Here is a 13,974-nt window from a genome sequence, read left to right as displayed (position 1 = left end):
GCAACACACCGGCGATCTTGCGGTCGCCGGTGTCCTATTGGAACGCGCGCTAAGCCAAGCGCTTCACCGCAACCGTGCCCGCTGGCTTGACATCCAGCCGCCCGAGCATCGCCTTCGCCTGCTCGGCGCAGTGCTCGATCAGCCAGCGCTCGAAGGCAACAGGCGCGAGCGCGGGGGCATAGAGGAAACCCTGCACGACGTCGCAGCCGAGCTCGGCCAGCATCTTGCGCTGGCCTTCGGTCTCGACGCCCTCGGCGACGACGGTCATGCCGAGCCCCTGGCCGACGCGGATCACGGCGGTGGCGATCGCGACGGCGCCGGAATCCTTCTCGATGTCGCGCATGAAACTGCGGTCGATCTTCAATTCGCGAATCGGCAGATGGGCGAGCCTGGAGAGGCTCGAATAGCCGGTGCCGAAATCATCCACCGACAGGCCGATGCCGAGCGCGCGGATCGCGTGCATCGTCTCGAGCGCAGCGGCGCCGTCCTGCATGAAGGTGCCTTCGGTGATCTCCAGCATCAGCGCATCGGGCGGCAGATCGTATTCGGCGAGGACATCCTCGAGCCGCGCGGCCAGCGCGACGTGGCGGAAATTGATCGGGGACAAATTCACCGACACGCTGGGGATGTTGAGCCCGGCGCGACGCCAGGCCGCCATCTGCCGGCAGGCCTCGCGCACCGACCACAGGCCGATCTGCTCGATCAGGCCGCATTCTTCGGCGAGCGGAATGAATTTGGCCGGCGAGACATCGCCGAGCACGGCATCGTGCCAGCGCGCCAGCGCTTCCACGCCGTGGATGGCGCCGTCGCAGCTGCGGATCTGCGGCTGGTAGCTGAGGCTGAGCGCGCCCTCGGCAATGGCGCGGCGCAGCGCTGCGATCATCGCCAGCCGCTGCTCGGTGAGGCCGTTCATTTCGGCGTTGAACATGCGATGGGTCGAACGGCCCGCCTGCTTGGCCATGTACATGGCGGCATCGGCCTGCTGCATCAGCGTGTCGATGTCGGTGGCGTGGTCGGGATAGAGGCTGATGCCGATGCTGGCCGACATCGGCATCGGCTTCGATCCGAGCCGCAACGGCGCGGTCAGCGCTTCGGTGATGCGCGTCGCGACCTGCTCGGCGCCCTCGGCATTGCGATGCGGCAGCAGCACGACGAACTCGTCGCCGCCAAGCCGGCCCAGCATGTCTTCGGGCCCGATCTGCTCGCGCAGGCGCTGCGCGAGCTGGATCAGCAGCTCGTCGCCGGCGGCATGGCCGAGCGTGTCGTTGACGTCCTTGAAGTGATCGACGTCGAGGAAGGCCAGCGCGACATGGCTGCCGGTCGGACAGGCATTGATCGCGGTCGTGATCAGGTGCCGCAATTGCGCGCGGTTGGGCAGGCCGGTGAGAATATCGTGATAGGCAAGCCGCGCGATCTCGGCGCGCGCTTCCTTGCGTTCGATGGCGAAGGCGCCGAGATCGACGCAGGCATCGACGATGCGCCGGTGCCAATTGCTCGGCGCGCGAGGCTCGCGATAGTAGAATGCGAACGTCGCAATGACCCGGCCGTCCTTGGCCTTGACCGGTGTCGACCAGCAGGCGCGCAAGCCGATCGCCAGCGGCATGGCCTTGTAAGGCTGCCAGCGCGGATCGGTGTCGAGATCTTCGGCCAACACCGGTTCGCCGTAGAAGGCGGCGGTGCCGCAGGAGCCGACATTGGGGCCGATCGCGATGCCGTCCAGCGCGCGGGAATAGTCAGCGGGCAGGCTCGGACCGCCGAGCGGGTGAATCAGGCCTGCAGCATCGACATGCAGCAGCGAGCAGACGACGTCGGGCGCGATCTCCTCGACGCGGCGGCAGAGCCGGTCGGCAATCTCGGTGATCGGCACCTCGTCGGCGAGCGCGCTCATGATCAGCTGCTGCAGCGAGCGCAACTGCCTGCTCTCGGTGATGTCCTCGACCAGCGCGAAGATGTGCTTGAGCCGGCCCTTCTTGTCGCGGAAGGCGTCGAGCCCCGCGCAGACCCAGATTTCCTCGCCGCTCTTGTCGTAAACGAGTGTCTCGACCTCGCCGCGGCGGCCGCCGGCCATGAGCCGCTTGACGAGCTTCGCGATCGCCCTGCGATCGGTATGGCGACCGGCGATGAGCTCTGCCGCAGGTCGTCCCTCGGCTTCCTCGCTGGTATAGCCGAACAGCGCGGTGAAGGCCGAATTGACGTAGCGGATGTTCTGCTCGACGTCGGTGATGATCACAGCGCGATTGGTCTGGTCCGAGACTGCGTTGAGCAGCCCGATCCTGACGCGACGCTCGGCCTCGGCGGTGACGTCGCGCGCGAACACGATGTATTGGGTGGCGCCGTCGATGGCCGCCGACGACAACGCGATCGAGGCCTTGATCCGGCTGCCGTCGCGCCTGACAAGGCTGATCTCGTCGCGAAAGTCCACGACCGGATCGGCGTGAAGACATTTCAGCGTGAGAATGGCGGCGTCGCCACCGAGCACGTCGGCACGCGCAAGCTTCCAGATCCGCTCCGCGCCGGCGTTGAAATAGGTGATGCGATGCGCGTCATCGACAATGACGATGCCGTCGTCGGCACATTCCAGCACGGCGCGCAGCACGTCGGGCGTTTCGGTCACGGGGCAGTCGGAGACAGACATCGTTGGACCCGGCAGCATCGGCAAGATACGGCAATCGGCTCCAGGTTAGCGCGTCGATGGTGTCCAAGACGTTTTTGCAACCGGCCCGCATTCGGCCAAGCCGCGACATGCTTAACATTCCGCGAAAGCTGCAGAGGTAATCCAGTGCGAGTGGAACCTATTCCCCGCCAGTCCCCGCCTGCAGCGTGTGCAGCCGGCCGGCAACGGCCCGCACCTTGCCCGGCGAGGCCCGCCAGACCGCCACCGCCGAGAGGAGGCTGACGATGATGGCAATGCCAAACGCGAGTGTGTAGTCGCCGGTGCGATCGTAGAGCAGGCCGGTCAACCAGGGGCCGGCCGCGCCACCCGCCAATGCTGCGAGCATGATCATCCCGAAGATGCTACCCTGGTGGCGTCCGCCAAAAATCTCGAACACCACTGCGCCCATGATCGAGGTGAGCCCGTAACCGAGCGCGCCTTGCGTGAACACCATCAGCCAGACCAGCCAGAACGACGGCTGGTATTTCAGCGCCATCAGCGCTGCGAAACAGAGCGCGAAACCGGCGCAGCTGATGGCCCAGACCCATTCCCGCCCGATCCGGTCGGAGATATGGCCGAGGAAGATCTGGCCGGGAATGCCAAGCAGGCTGACGGCCCCGAGCGCCCAGACCGCAACGCTCGGGCTGAAGCCGATGTCGAGCAAGAATTTGGTCTGGTGCACCTGCACCGCGTACCAGATGTACAGGCCGCAGAAATAACCGAGCGCGATCCACCAGAAGCGCGCCGTCGCAACCGCCCGCTTCAGCGTCCAGTCGATCGCAACCCAGTCGGGATCGACGATGTTGGAGAGCGGCTTTGCGGCGCCCGTGAGTGGCGCGGCGTCGCCATCGGGCTGCAGGCCGATGTCTTCGGGGCGCTTGTGCAGAAGCAGATTGATCGGCGCCAGCACGACCAGGATCATCAGGCCCATCGCGGTGCAAGCGGTGCGCCAGCCGGTCTGCTCGATCAGATGCTGCACCCAAGGCAGCAGCGTGACCGACCCGATGCCGACCCCGGCAAAGGCAATGCCGATGGCAAAGCCGCGCTTGCGGATGAACCAGTTCGGCAGGAACAGCGACTGGCCGGAATAGCCGAGGCACACGGAACCGGCGCCGACCATGACGCCGATCGTCAGATAGAGATGCCAGGGTTGGCTGGTCAGCGGCGCGAGCAGCAGCCCGCCGCCCATCAGCAACACGCCGAGCTCCATCACCGCGCGCGGTCCGGCGCGGTCCATCAGCCGTCCGATCAGCGGGCTGGCCACAGCGGACGCTATGAAGCCGAACGAGAACGCGCCCGCAGTCACGCCGCGCTCCCAGCCGAACTCGGCAATGATCGGCGGAAAGAACAGCGAGAAGGAGGTGCGCGCGTTGACGCCGATCGCCATGGTGACGAACGTCACCGCAACCACGACCCAGCCGTAGAAGAACGGAAGCCGCATTTTGTTTTTATTTCATCCCCAGACAGGCTTTCGGACCATCTGGGACGGCGAAGGTCAAGCGCTTTTTGAGGCGGACGGCGCGGTCTGTCCTCGTGGGGTCGCCGTATATTCACTCCGTCATCCTGAGGCGCGCTTGAGGGGACGCATCGCGTCCCATCAAGAGCCTCGAAGGATGCACGGCCCTGGTGCAGCTTGGCCGTCGTCCTTCGAGGCTCGTCCTGCGTTGCAGGACGCGCACCTCAGGATGACGGGAATGGTTCTCAGGCGGCGTCGCGCTGCGAGCCTTCGGCGGGCCGGTCGAGCTCGATCTGGTCGATCGGCAGCGGGCGGCCGAACAGATAGCCTTGCGCGAAATTGACGCCGAGCGCCTTCAGTCGCTCGAACTCCTCCACTGTCTCGACGCCTTCGGCGGTGACCGACATGTCGAGCCCGCGCGCCAGTGTCACGATCGAGGAGATGATCGCGGAGGAGCGCGGCTGGTGCGTGAGATTGCGGATGAACGATTTGTCGATCTTGATCTTGTCGAATGGGAATGCGGTGAGATAGCTCAGAGAGGAATAGCCGGTGCCGAAATCGTCGAGCGCGAGCTCGACGCCGATGCTCTTCAGCCGCTCCGTGAAAGCATGGTTCTCGGTGCCGCGCTCCAACAGGACGGATTCGGTGATCTCGATCTCCAGCCGCTGCGGCGCCAGGCCGGAATCGCCCAGCGCCGCGCTGATGACGTCGAACAGATCGGCTTCCTTGAACTGGATCGGCGAGAGATTCACCGCGACCATCAGGTCGGACGGCCATGCCGCCGCATCCGCACAGGCGCGACGCAGCACGAATTCGCCGAGCGGCACGATCAGACCGGTCTCCTCGGCGAGCGCGATGAACTGATCCGGCGGGATCAGGCCGCGGGTCGGATGCCGCCAGCGCACCAGCGCCTCGAAGCCGCGCCGCACGCCGGCGCTGACGTCCATGAACGGCTGGTAATGCACCTCGAGCTGGCAGAGCGCGATGGCGTCGCGCAGGTCTCCTTCCAGCGTGTTGCGCGCTTCGAGCTCGGCCGACATCGCCTCGTCGTAGATGGTGAAGCAGTTGCGGCCGACCGATTTCGAGCGATAGAGCGCAAGGTCTGCCTTCTTCAGCAATTGCTCCTGGTCGCTGCCGTGATCCGGTGCGACGGCAATGCCGATGCTGGTGCCGATCTCGACGCGATGTCCGGGCAGCAGGAATGGCTCGGCGACGAGCTTGGCGATCCGCGCCGCCAGTTCGGTCGAAGAGGCGCGCTGATCCTCGCAGCCCTCCTGGATGATGGCGAATTCGTCGCCGCCGAGCCGCGCCAGCACGTCGGTGGCGCGCACCGCGGATTTCAGCCGCTGCGCCACCAGGCGCAGCAGCGCATCGCCGGCGCCATGACCGAGGGAATCGTTGACGTTCTTGAAGCGGTCGAGGTCGAGCATCAGGATCGAGAAGGACCAGCCGCCGTGCTCCAGCTGACCGTTCAGCTCGTCGAGCCGGGCCAGGAAGAAAGCTCGGTTCGGCAATCCGGTCAGCACGTCGGTCTGCGCCAGCTCCAGCACGCGCCGGTTGGCCAGCGACAGCCGCCGCGAGTTGCGGCTGGCGAGCATCAGATAGATCGACAGCGACAACGTCAGCAGCATGCCGACCGTCAGCACGGCGCCCGCGCGATCATAGCTTGTCTCCAGCGGGCCGCCGGCCGTCGGGATTGCCCGCACCTGCCAATCGGCGTCGCCGATCTTGAGGCCGCCCGACCAGTGCCGGCCACGCGCGACGTCGCGCATCGACTGCGGTGCATCCGCTGCGGAGGCGTAGTCGGGCAGCATGCCCTCCAGGCTGATGATGCGCGCGCTATAGGGTTGATAGACGTTGACACTGACCGCCGGACTCGCACCGGTCCTGACGCGGATGGCCTGCATCAGCAGAGGCAGGTCGAAGATGCCGACAACGAAGCCCGAGATGTTGCGGCGGCGGTCGGCGACGGTGTCGCGCGAGGTTCCCTTGGCGTAGACGGGCACGATCACGAATACGTTCGGCAATTGGCCGGCGCCGCTCCGGGCATAGAGTTTGGTGCGGAGCGCGGCAATCTGGTCATTGTCCCTGGCACGCTCGAGCGCGGCCCTGCGGTCGGGCACGCTCATATAGTCCATGCCGTAGACACGCGATGTCTTGGCCTGCGTCGAGTAGAAGATCGGGAAGTATTCCTGGCCCTGCGGCGCAGTGACGAAGTCGCCGCTTTCGAGCGCCTTGATGTGATAGCCGGATACGCCATCGGCAATCGCGGCGGCCTCGTATTCGGCGCGCTCCTTGCGGGTGATCCGCGGCAGCCAGCCGATCCGCAGCAGGCCGGGGTAACGTTCGAACAGCTTGCCGCTGAACGTCTCGAACTCGCTGCGGGTGACGCCCTCGTTGGAGGATTCGAACAGGGTGCGCAGCGCCACGAGCCGGCTGATATATTCGTTCATGCCGTTCTGCATGACGATGGCTTGCGTCTCGGCCGCGTTCTCGAATTCGATCCTGTTGACGCGGTCTTCCCAGCGCGCCACCGCCGCGGCGCCCGCAAGCGAGAACAGCAGTCCAAGGGCAGCCGCGACCAGCGCAGGGCGATGGAGGCCGAGCAGCGCCGTAACACGCCACCGTCCAGCCAAACCCCTTCGATCCTGATCGGTCTGATCGCGATCGCCCATCTTGATTCCGAAACGTCCCCTCGGCGCGGCCGCCGTACCTAGGGTTGAGCCGCCGTGGCAACTATCGGACAAGGAACGGGGTTAAGAACTGCACAACATTGGAACCGAGCCGCCGCGCATTGCGCGGTGTAGTTAACGATTGATCCGCGCGTTCCCGCAATCTGGTGGCCAATTGCCGCTCTTACCCGGAGTCCTACGGATCATCTTCTCGAGGCCAGTTAGCGCCCTGTTCAGCCCGCGCGCCTATTGTGGCCGCGTCTTTCAGCATCCGGCGAACTCTCCCATGAAACCATTGCGCGCAGCGCTAGGCATCGCGCTTGCCGCCGCGTTGCTGGCCGCAACACCGACGGCAAGAGCCGACGAGGTCGGCGTCAGCAAGGACGCCATCCTGTTCGGCCAGGCTGCGGCGCTCGAAGGTCCTTCCTCCCAACTCGGTCAACGCATGCGGCACGGCATCGTCGCGGCGTTCAACGAAGTCAACGCCAAAGGCGGCATTCACGGCCGCAAGCTCCAGCTCATCAGCCGCGACGACGGCTACGATCCTGATCGTTCGGTGGTCCAGACGCTACGGCTGATCGATGACGACAAGGTGTTCGCGCTGATCGGCGCGGTGGGGACACCGACTGCGATGGCGACGATCCCGATCACGAGCGCTCGCGAGGTGCCATTCATCGGACCGCTTAGCGGGGCCGCGCTCCTGCGCGACCTCGAACTGACGAATGTCGTGAACATCCGCGCCAGTTACAGCGCGGAGACGGAGACCATCGTCAGGCACCTCACCGAGGATCGTCATTTCACCCGCATCGGCATCTTCTACCAGGACGATTCCTTCGGTCGTGACGGCCTCAAGGGCGTGAAGAACGCGCTCGCCAAGCGCGGCCTCGAGCTCGCCGTCGAAGGCACCTTCGAACGCAACACCCGCGCGGTCGGCGGGGCCTGGCGCACGATCAAGCGCGCCGAGCCCGAGGCGATCGTCATGGTCGGGACCTATGGCCCGAGTGCAGAATTCATCAAGCTCGCGCACCGCAGCGGCGTCTATCCGACCTTCGTCAGCATCTCCTTCGTCGGCGCCACCGCGCTCGCCAAGGAGCTCGGCCCTGATGGCGACGGCGTCGTCGTCGCCCAGGTCGTGCCGTTCCCCTGGGATCGTTCGATCAAGCTCGTGGCCGACTACCAGGCGGCGCAGGCCGCGTTCGATCCGACGCTGGCACCGGACTTCGTGGCACTCGAGGGTTATCTCTCCGGTCGCCTCGTGGCGGCAGCGCTGGAAAAAGCCGGGCCGAATCCGACCCGCGCCGGCCTGCTTCGCACGATCAACGATACCGGCCGCTTTGACATCAGCGGCAGCATCGTCACTGTCGGCGCGCGCGCCCTTGAGACGCCGCCAAAGGTGTTCTTGACGGTGATCCAGAAGGACGGGACGTTCAAGCCGATCGACCGGCTGTAAGTCGGTTCACGACCGCCGCGTCCAACGTTCGGCGTTGACGGCTCCCTGCGGCGCCCCGCCCTTGATGATCGCCTCGACCTGCCGCACCGTCTCCAGCGACTGATATTCGATCGCCTGCGGCGTCAGGCCGCCGACATGCGGCGTGGCGATGACATCAGGGAATTTTGCCAGCTCCGGCGTCGGCATCTGGTCGGCCGCGCGGCCGACATCCATTGCCGCGCCGGCAATCCGGTTCTCCAGCAGTGCCTTGGCGAGTGCCGCCTCGTCGACGAGATTGCCGCGTGAGAGGTTGATGAAGACGGCGTGCTTCTGCATGCGTGCCAGCGCCGCCTCTCCGATCAGCTTCTCGGTCTGCTCGTTGGCGATGGCCAGGCAGACGACGTAATCCGATGCCGCGAGAAGCTCGTCGAGCGTGAGCTGCCGGATCGCGCTGTCGTTGACCTCAGCGAAGGGATCGGCCACCAGCACCTGCATACGCATCACTTTGGCGATCTCGGCGAGGTAGCGCCCGATGCTGCCATAACCGATGATGCCGATCGTGCTGCCGGCGAGTTGCCGGCCCATCCGGGCCTCCGGCTTGCGGCCGGCGTGGTAGTCGGCCGTGGCTCGCGACACGCCGCGCGACAAATCGACCATGAAGCCGACCGCGAGCTCGGCGACCGCCTGGACGAAGCCGGGACCGGCCCGCGTCACCAGCACACCGGCTTGCGAGGCGGCGTCGACATCGACGTTCCTGATATCGACGGCACAGCGCACGAAGGCGCGCAGGCGCGGCAATTGCGCAAAAATTTCGCCGCGGCCCTCGGTCATGCGATCGGCGACGATGATGTCTGCGTCCTTGGCCGCATTGACGAGGCCCGCCGCATCAAGCGCCTGGTCGCCTTCGTGCAGGATCACATCGGCGATGGCGCGCAGGCCGTTCAGGCTGCGATCGCCGTAGTAATTGCGGCGCATCTCCGGCGTATGGGCCAGCAGGACTTTCACGGCAACACTCCCTCAATAGCCAAACGCGCGCGGCAAGGCGGTGCTTAGCCATGGCACGAAGGCGATGACGAGCAGGCAGAGGAACAACAGGCCGAGATAGCCGAGGATCGGCTTCACCGTCTGCTCGATCGGCACGTTGCCGATCAGGCAGGCACCGTAGAGTCCCAGTCCGAGCGGCGGTGCGAACAGGCCGACGCCCATCGCAATGACGAGCACGACACCGAAATGCAGGGGATCGATGCCGAGCTGCACTGCGACTGGCAACAGCAGCGGCCCGAAGATGATCAGCGCGGCCGCCCCTTCGAGCACCGAGCCCATCACGATCAGCACGGCGATCGCGAGCAGGATGAACAGCCAGGTGCCCGAGGTCTTGGACAGACCCAGCATGAAGTCGCCGACGGCGTGCGGCACCTGCTGCAAGGTCAGCGTGAAAGCCAGCGACTGCGCCGCGGCGACGATGAACAGCACCAGCCCGGCGCGCGTCGCCGCCTGCACGAAACACTGCGCCGCCGATCTGACGCCAAGCTCGCGGAACACCACGCCGCCGATGACAAGCGCATAGGCCACGGCGAAGGCGGAGATTTCCGTGGCCGTGGCAAAGCCGCTCTTGAAGCCGAAGAAGATCATGAAGATCAGGCCGAACGAGGCGATCGCGCCGCTCCACAGGCCCGAGACCGGGACCTGCGGCTCGACCTCCTCGACGTCATCGGGCGTCTTGCCTGATATGATCGAGAAGGCGATCAGCACGGCCGCCATCAGCGCCGCGGGCAGCAGGCCCGCCATGAACAGGCCGCCGATCGAGAGGTTTGCGACAAAGCCCAGAATGATCAGGTTGATGCAGGGCGGAATGGTCTCCGCCATCACCGCGGATGCCGCGAGCAGCGCCACCGCGCTGCCGGGATTCTGCCTGGAGCGGCGCGCTGCCGGGATCAGCACCGAGCCGACCGCGGCGACATCGGCCATCTTCGAGCCCGATATGCCCGAGAACAGCACCATCGAGGCCACCATCACGACGTTCAGGCCGCCGCGCATGCGGCCGACCGCGCGCTGCAGCAGCTCGATCAGCCGCACCGACATGCCATTGGCTTCCATGAGGTAGCCGACCAGGATGAAGAACGGGATCGCGAGCAGCACGAAATTGTCGATGCCGCGCGCCATCTGCTGGGCGAAGATGACGCCGGGCAGCGCGCCCTCGACCCAGATGAAGATCAGCGCGGCCAGCGCCAGCGCAAAACCGATCGGCAGGCCGCCGAACAGCGTCGCGAAGAAGCCGATCAGCATCAGCGCGCCTGCCGAGGGCACCGAGGATGGCGACAGATAATCCCAGGCGAGATAGAGGCCGGTGACCGCAGCGACAGCAACGAGGCCCCTGGCAATGTCCGGGAGCGGCCGCGCGCAGAGATGATCGATCGCGAACACCGTCATGAACAGCGCGCCGATGCCCATGGGATAGAAGGTGAGCTCCAGCGGCAGGCCTGAGCCGGTGGTCTGTCCTGATGTCAGCGAGCCCAGCTTGACGGCGTTGTAGGCGACATAGCCCGAGATCAGCACGACAAGCAGGCTGCTTGCGGCATCGACCAGCGTGCGCAGCCGTCCCGGCATCAGATCGCGGAAGAAGGAGACGCCGACATTCTCGCCGCGCGCAAGCGCGCTGGCCGCGCCGAAGAAGGCAGATCCGACCATCAATCCGCGCGCGACGTCATCGGACCATTCGACCGGCGCGTTGAAGAAGAAACGTAGCAGCACCGAGCCGCACACGACCGCGAGGTCGGCAGCCAGCAGAATGGCCGCGATCGCGTCGCTGCAACGAAGCAGCAGGGCAATGCTCCCATGGCGCGCGCCCGAGAGCGGCACGGCTTCTGTCATCGCCATCTCAGGCTTGCGTCGAGCGGATGATGTCGATGACGGCTTTGGACTCCGGCCGCGCCTTGATGAAGTTTTCGGTCTGCGGCGCGACACGCTTCTTGAAGGCCTCGCGGTCGCATTCGGCGACCGTCACGCCCTTCTCGGTCAAGGCCGCGAGCGCCTCCTTCTCGACCGCAAGCCCATGGGTTCGCGTGTCGGCCGCGGCCTTCTTCGCGGCGTCGAGGAAGCCTTCGCGCAGCTTCGGATCCATGCGGTTGAACGTCATATCGCTGAAATAGACCGCGAGCGGCGAGAAATTGTGCTGCGTCAGCGCGTAGAACTTTGCCGTCTCGTAGAACTTGCTGGCGAGGATGGTCGGCGGATCGTGCTCGAGGCCGTCGAGCACGCCGGCCTGCAGCGCCGTGTAGATTTCGCCGAACGCCAGCGGCGTCGCGGCGGCGCCCATCAGGCGCAGGCATTCGGTGATGACGGGATTGGGCAGGGTGCGGATCTTGAGGCCGGCGAGATCCTCGGGCGTCTTCACCGCCTTCTTCGCGAGCACGCTGCGCGAGCCGAAATTATAGGCCCAGGCGATGATGCGGATGTTGCTGCCCTTGAGCAGCGCGTCCTCGATCGGCTTGGCCGCACCCGCGTCGAACGCCTTGGTCTGCTGCGGGAAGCTCGCGAACAGAAAGCCGAGATCGTAGGTGCCGACCAGCGGCACCAGATTGGCCGAGATCGACGAGCCCGAGATCATGAGATCGATGACGCCGAGCTTGACCGAATTGATGACGTCGATTTCCTGGCCGAGCTGGTTGTCGGGGAAGAAGGCGACCTCGACCTGCTCGCCGAGACCGTTGGCCTTGATCTGCTTCACGAGGTTGTCGTAGTAGACGCGGCCGTTGGCGAATTTGGGATCGTTCGGCAGCGAGGAGGAGCATTTCAGCTTCAGCGTCGCCGCCTCAGCGCGGCCGATGATGGCGGGAGAGAGCACGAGGCCGGCGGTCAGCGCCGTCGACGACTTGATGAACGTGCGACGGCTGACGGGCACGAGGGTCATGGTGTCTCTCCCCAATATTTTTTGTTTGCTGGCCACGGTCGTTGCCATGGCCTGTTGCGCGGAGAGTACGGCCAAAGCGACGGGGCAGGCAAGGCTTGCAGCCGCGCGCGATGTGCGCGCAAGCGGCGGGCGCGACGGCACAGATTCGAGCGCAACGCCTATGTTTCCCGAGGTTTTCGCTCATGCCGCAACGCGGCCGAACGGCTTCCATGCAAGATTGACGCAGATCGATCCAATTCAGGCATGGATCAATGCCGAACGCAGATTGATGGGCACGCAGCAAAAAGCTGCGGGACCGGGATCCCGCAGCTTCCGCAATCCAATGAACGATGAAATCAGCGCGACGGCGCGACGCTCAGCTGTCCGCTCGCCGCCTCGACATCGCGCGAGGGCCGCAGCGCGAAGGCGCCATCGCCGAGCAGCGCCTGCGCGGCCAGCGCAATCGCCCAGAAGGCGGGGAATTCCCAACCGCCCTTCGGGTTGGTGAAGAAGAAGCCCGCTGCTGCGTGCACCGTGAAGATCGCGCCGAGCAGAACCGGGATGCCTGCCAGCGCGGCATAGCGGGTCCAGACGCCGAGGATCAGGGCAATGCCGCTGAGAACTTCCACAGTCATCACGAGGTAGGCCAGTTCGGGCGGGAAACCCAGGCTGCCGAAGAACTTTGCAGTCCCGGCGGGGGTGAAAACGAACAGTTTCAGACTGGCATGGGCCAGGAACAGAACGCCCAAGGCCACACGCAGCACCAGCGCGGCATAGGGGGCGGTACGGGAATCGATCATAGCGGTCTCCATTGTTGTGCGACGTATGATCTATTCTCAGACGAATGATAATCTGCTATTTTGGAATTATACTTCACACTGATAGAGTGAAATGAATGCTCGACCGCCTGACCAGCCTGGAAGTCTTCGCCAAGGTGGCGGCGAACGGCAGCCTGTCAGGCGCGGCCCGGGCGATGGGCCTGTCGCAGACCATGGTGACCAAGCATGTCGCCTCGCTGGAGGCGCGGCTCGGCATCAAGCTGTTCCACCGCACCACACGGCGGCTGTCGATCACCGAGGCCGGCCGGCTCTATCTGGAATCCTCGGAGCGCATCCTTGCCGACATGGAGACGGCTGACGCCGCGGTCGCGCGCGAGCGCGTCGAGCCGCGCGGCTCGCTGCGGGTCAATGGGCCCGTCGTGTTCGGCACACGCCAGATCGCACCGCTCATTGCCGACTTCTCGGAGCGTCACCCCGAGGTCACGATCGAGCTCGGCCTCAACGACCGTCTGGTCGATCTCGCCGAGGAAGGCTGGGACCTCGCGATCCGCATCGGCAAACTGCGCGACTCCAGCATGGTGGCGCGCAAGCTCGCGCCAAACCGCCTGGTGGTCTGCGCTGCGCCGTCGTATCTCGCCAAGCACGGCACGCCGCGCAGCGTCGCCGACCTCGCCGCGCATAATTGCCTCGGCTACACGCTGTCGCAGCAGGCCAGCGCGGCGGAATGGCTGTTCGGCGCGGATGGCGAGATCCGCGTCCAGGTTTCGGGCAATCTGCGCGCCAACAACGGCGATGCGCTGCGCGCGGCGACGCTGGCCGGCCTTGGCCTCGCGCGGCAGCCGACCTTCATCGTCGCCGACGATTTGCGCGCCGGCACGCTGGTCGCGTTGCCGCTCGACCAGCCGGAGATGCAGTCGTCCGCGGTGCATGCGGTCTACCTGCCCGATCGTCGTCCGCCGGCGAAAGTGCGCGCCTTCATCGATTTCCTCGCCGCGCGTTTTGCACCTGATCCGCCGTGGGACCGCGGATTGTTCTGACATCGCAGGGCGTGATGCGTCATCTCCGGCAGACCTCCTGCCCCATTTTGCCGCACGCG

9 protein-coding genes are annotated in these 13,974 nt (G+C 65.6%); 2 read left to right on the top strand and 7 right to left on the bottom strand.

What is annotated here, in order from left to right:
- Positions 1-49: 49 nt before the first annotated feature.
- From XH91_RS09420 to XH91_RS09410, 3 genes are all read right to left on the bottom strand, one after another.
- Positions 50-2,635, bottom strand: a complete 2,586-nt coding sequence (locus XH91_RS09420) for an EAL domain-containing protein (protein ID WP_128950337.1) — start codon at positions 2,633-2,635, stop codon at positions 50-52.
- Positions 2,636-2,792: 157 nt separating this feature from the next.
- Positions 2,793-4,094 (bottom strand): MFS transporter, encoded by a 1,302-nt coding sequence (locus XH91_RS09415; RefSeq protein WP_128950336.1) that lies wholly within the window; start codon positions 4,092-4,094, stop codon positions 2,793-2,795.
- Between the two features lie 260 nt (positions 4,095-4,354).
- The gene (locus XH91_RS09410) at positions 4,355-6,784 is read right to left on the bottom strand and encodes a bifunctional diguanylate cyclase/phosphodiesterase (RefSeq protein ID WP_128950335.1); all 2,430 of its coding nucleotides are present in this window, start codon (positions 6,782-6,784) and stop codon (positions 4,355-4,357) included.
- A gap of 283 nt (positions 6,785-7,067) precedes the next feature.
- Between XH91_RS09410 and XH91_RS09405 the strand changes: the two genes are divergently transcribed.
- Positions 7,068-8,231: an ABC transporter substrate-binding protein gene (locus tag XH91_RS09405; protein ID WP_128950334.1), complete on the top strand. Its 1,164-nt coding sequence runs from the start codon at positions 7,068-7,070 to the stop codon at positions 8,229-8,231.
- Positions 8,232-8,237: 6 nt separating this feature from the next.
- Here the strand turns inward: XH91_RS09405 and XH91_RS09400 are convergent, their stop codons facing one another.
- The 4 genes from XH91_RS09400 to XH91_RS09385 form a co-directional block, all read right to left on the bottom strand.
- Positions 8,238-9,215, bottom strand: a complete 978-nt coding sequence (locus XH91_RS09400; protein ID WP_128950333.1) for an NAD(P)-dependent oxidoreductase — start codon at positions 9,213-9,215, stop codon at positions 8,238-8,240.
- 12 nt (positions 9,216-9,227) lie between these two features.
- A complete protein-coding gene (locus XH91_RS09395) occupies positions 9,228-11,081 on the bottom strand; it encodes a TRAP transporter large permease (protein WP_164933989.1) in 1,854 nt (617 codons plus the stop codon).
- A gap of 7 nt (positions 11,082-11,088) precedes the next feature.
- On the bottom strand, positions 11,089-12,120 hold the full coding sequence (locus XH91_RS09390; RefSeq protein ID WP_128950331.1) for a TRAP transporter substrate-binding protein: 1,032 nt from the start codon (positions 12,118-12,120) through the stop codon (positions 11,089-11,091).
- A 335-nt stretch (positions 12,121-12,455) separates the two neighbouring features.
- Positions 12,456-12,899 (bottom strand): DoxX family protein, encoded by a 444-nt coding sequence (locus XH91_RS09385; RefSeq protein ID WP_128950330.1) that lies wholly within the window; start codon positions 12,897-12,899, stop codon positions 12,456-12,458.
- 95 nt (positions 12,900-12,994) lie between these two features.
- On the opposite strand from XH91_RS09385, the gene XH91_RS09380 reads away from it, so the two are divergent.
- Positions 12,995-13,915, top strand: a complete 921-nt coding sequence (locus tag XH91_RS09380; protein ID WP_128950329.1) for a LysR family transcriptional regulator — start codon at positions 12,995-12,997, stop codon at positions 13,913-13,915.
- Positions 13,916-13,974: the final 59 nt, after the last annotated feature.

The organism is Bradyrhizobium guangzhouense (assembly GCF_004114955.1).
GTDB classification, from domain to species: Bacteria; Pseudomonadota; Alphaproteobacteria; order Rhizobiales; family Xanthobacteraceae; genus Bradyrhizobium; species Bradyrhizobium guangzhouense.
The sequence above is the reverse complement of the archived record's forward strand: the minus strand, read 5'-3'. Positions and strand labels throughout refer to the sequence as shown.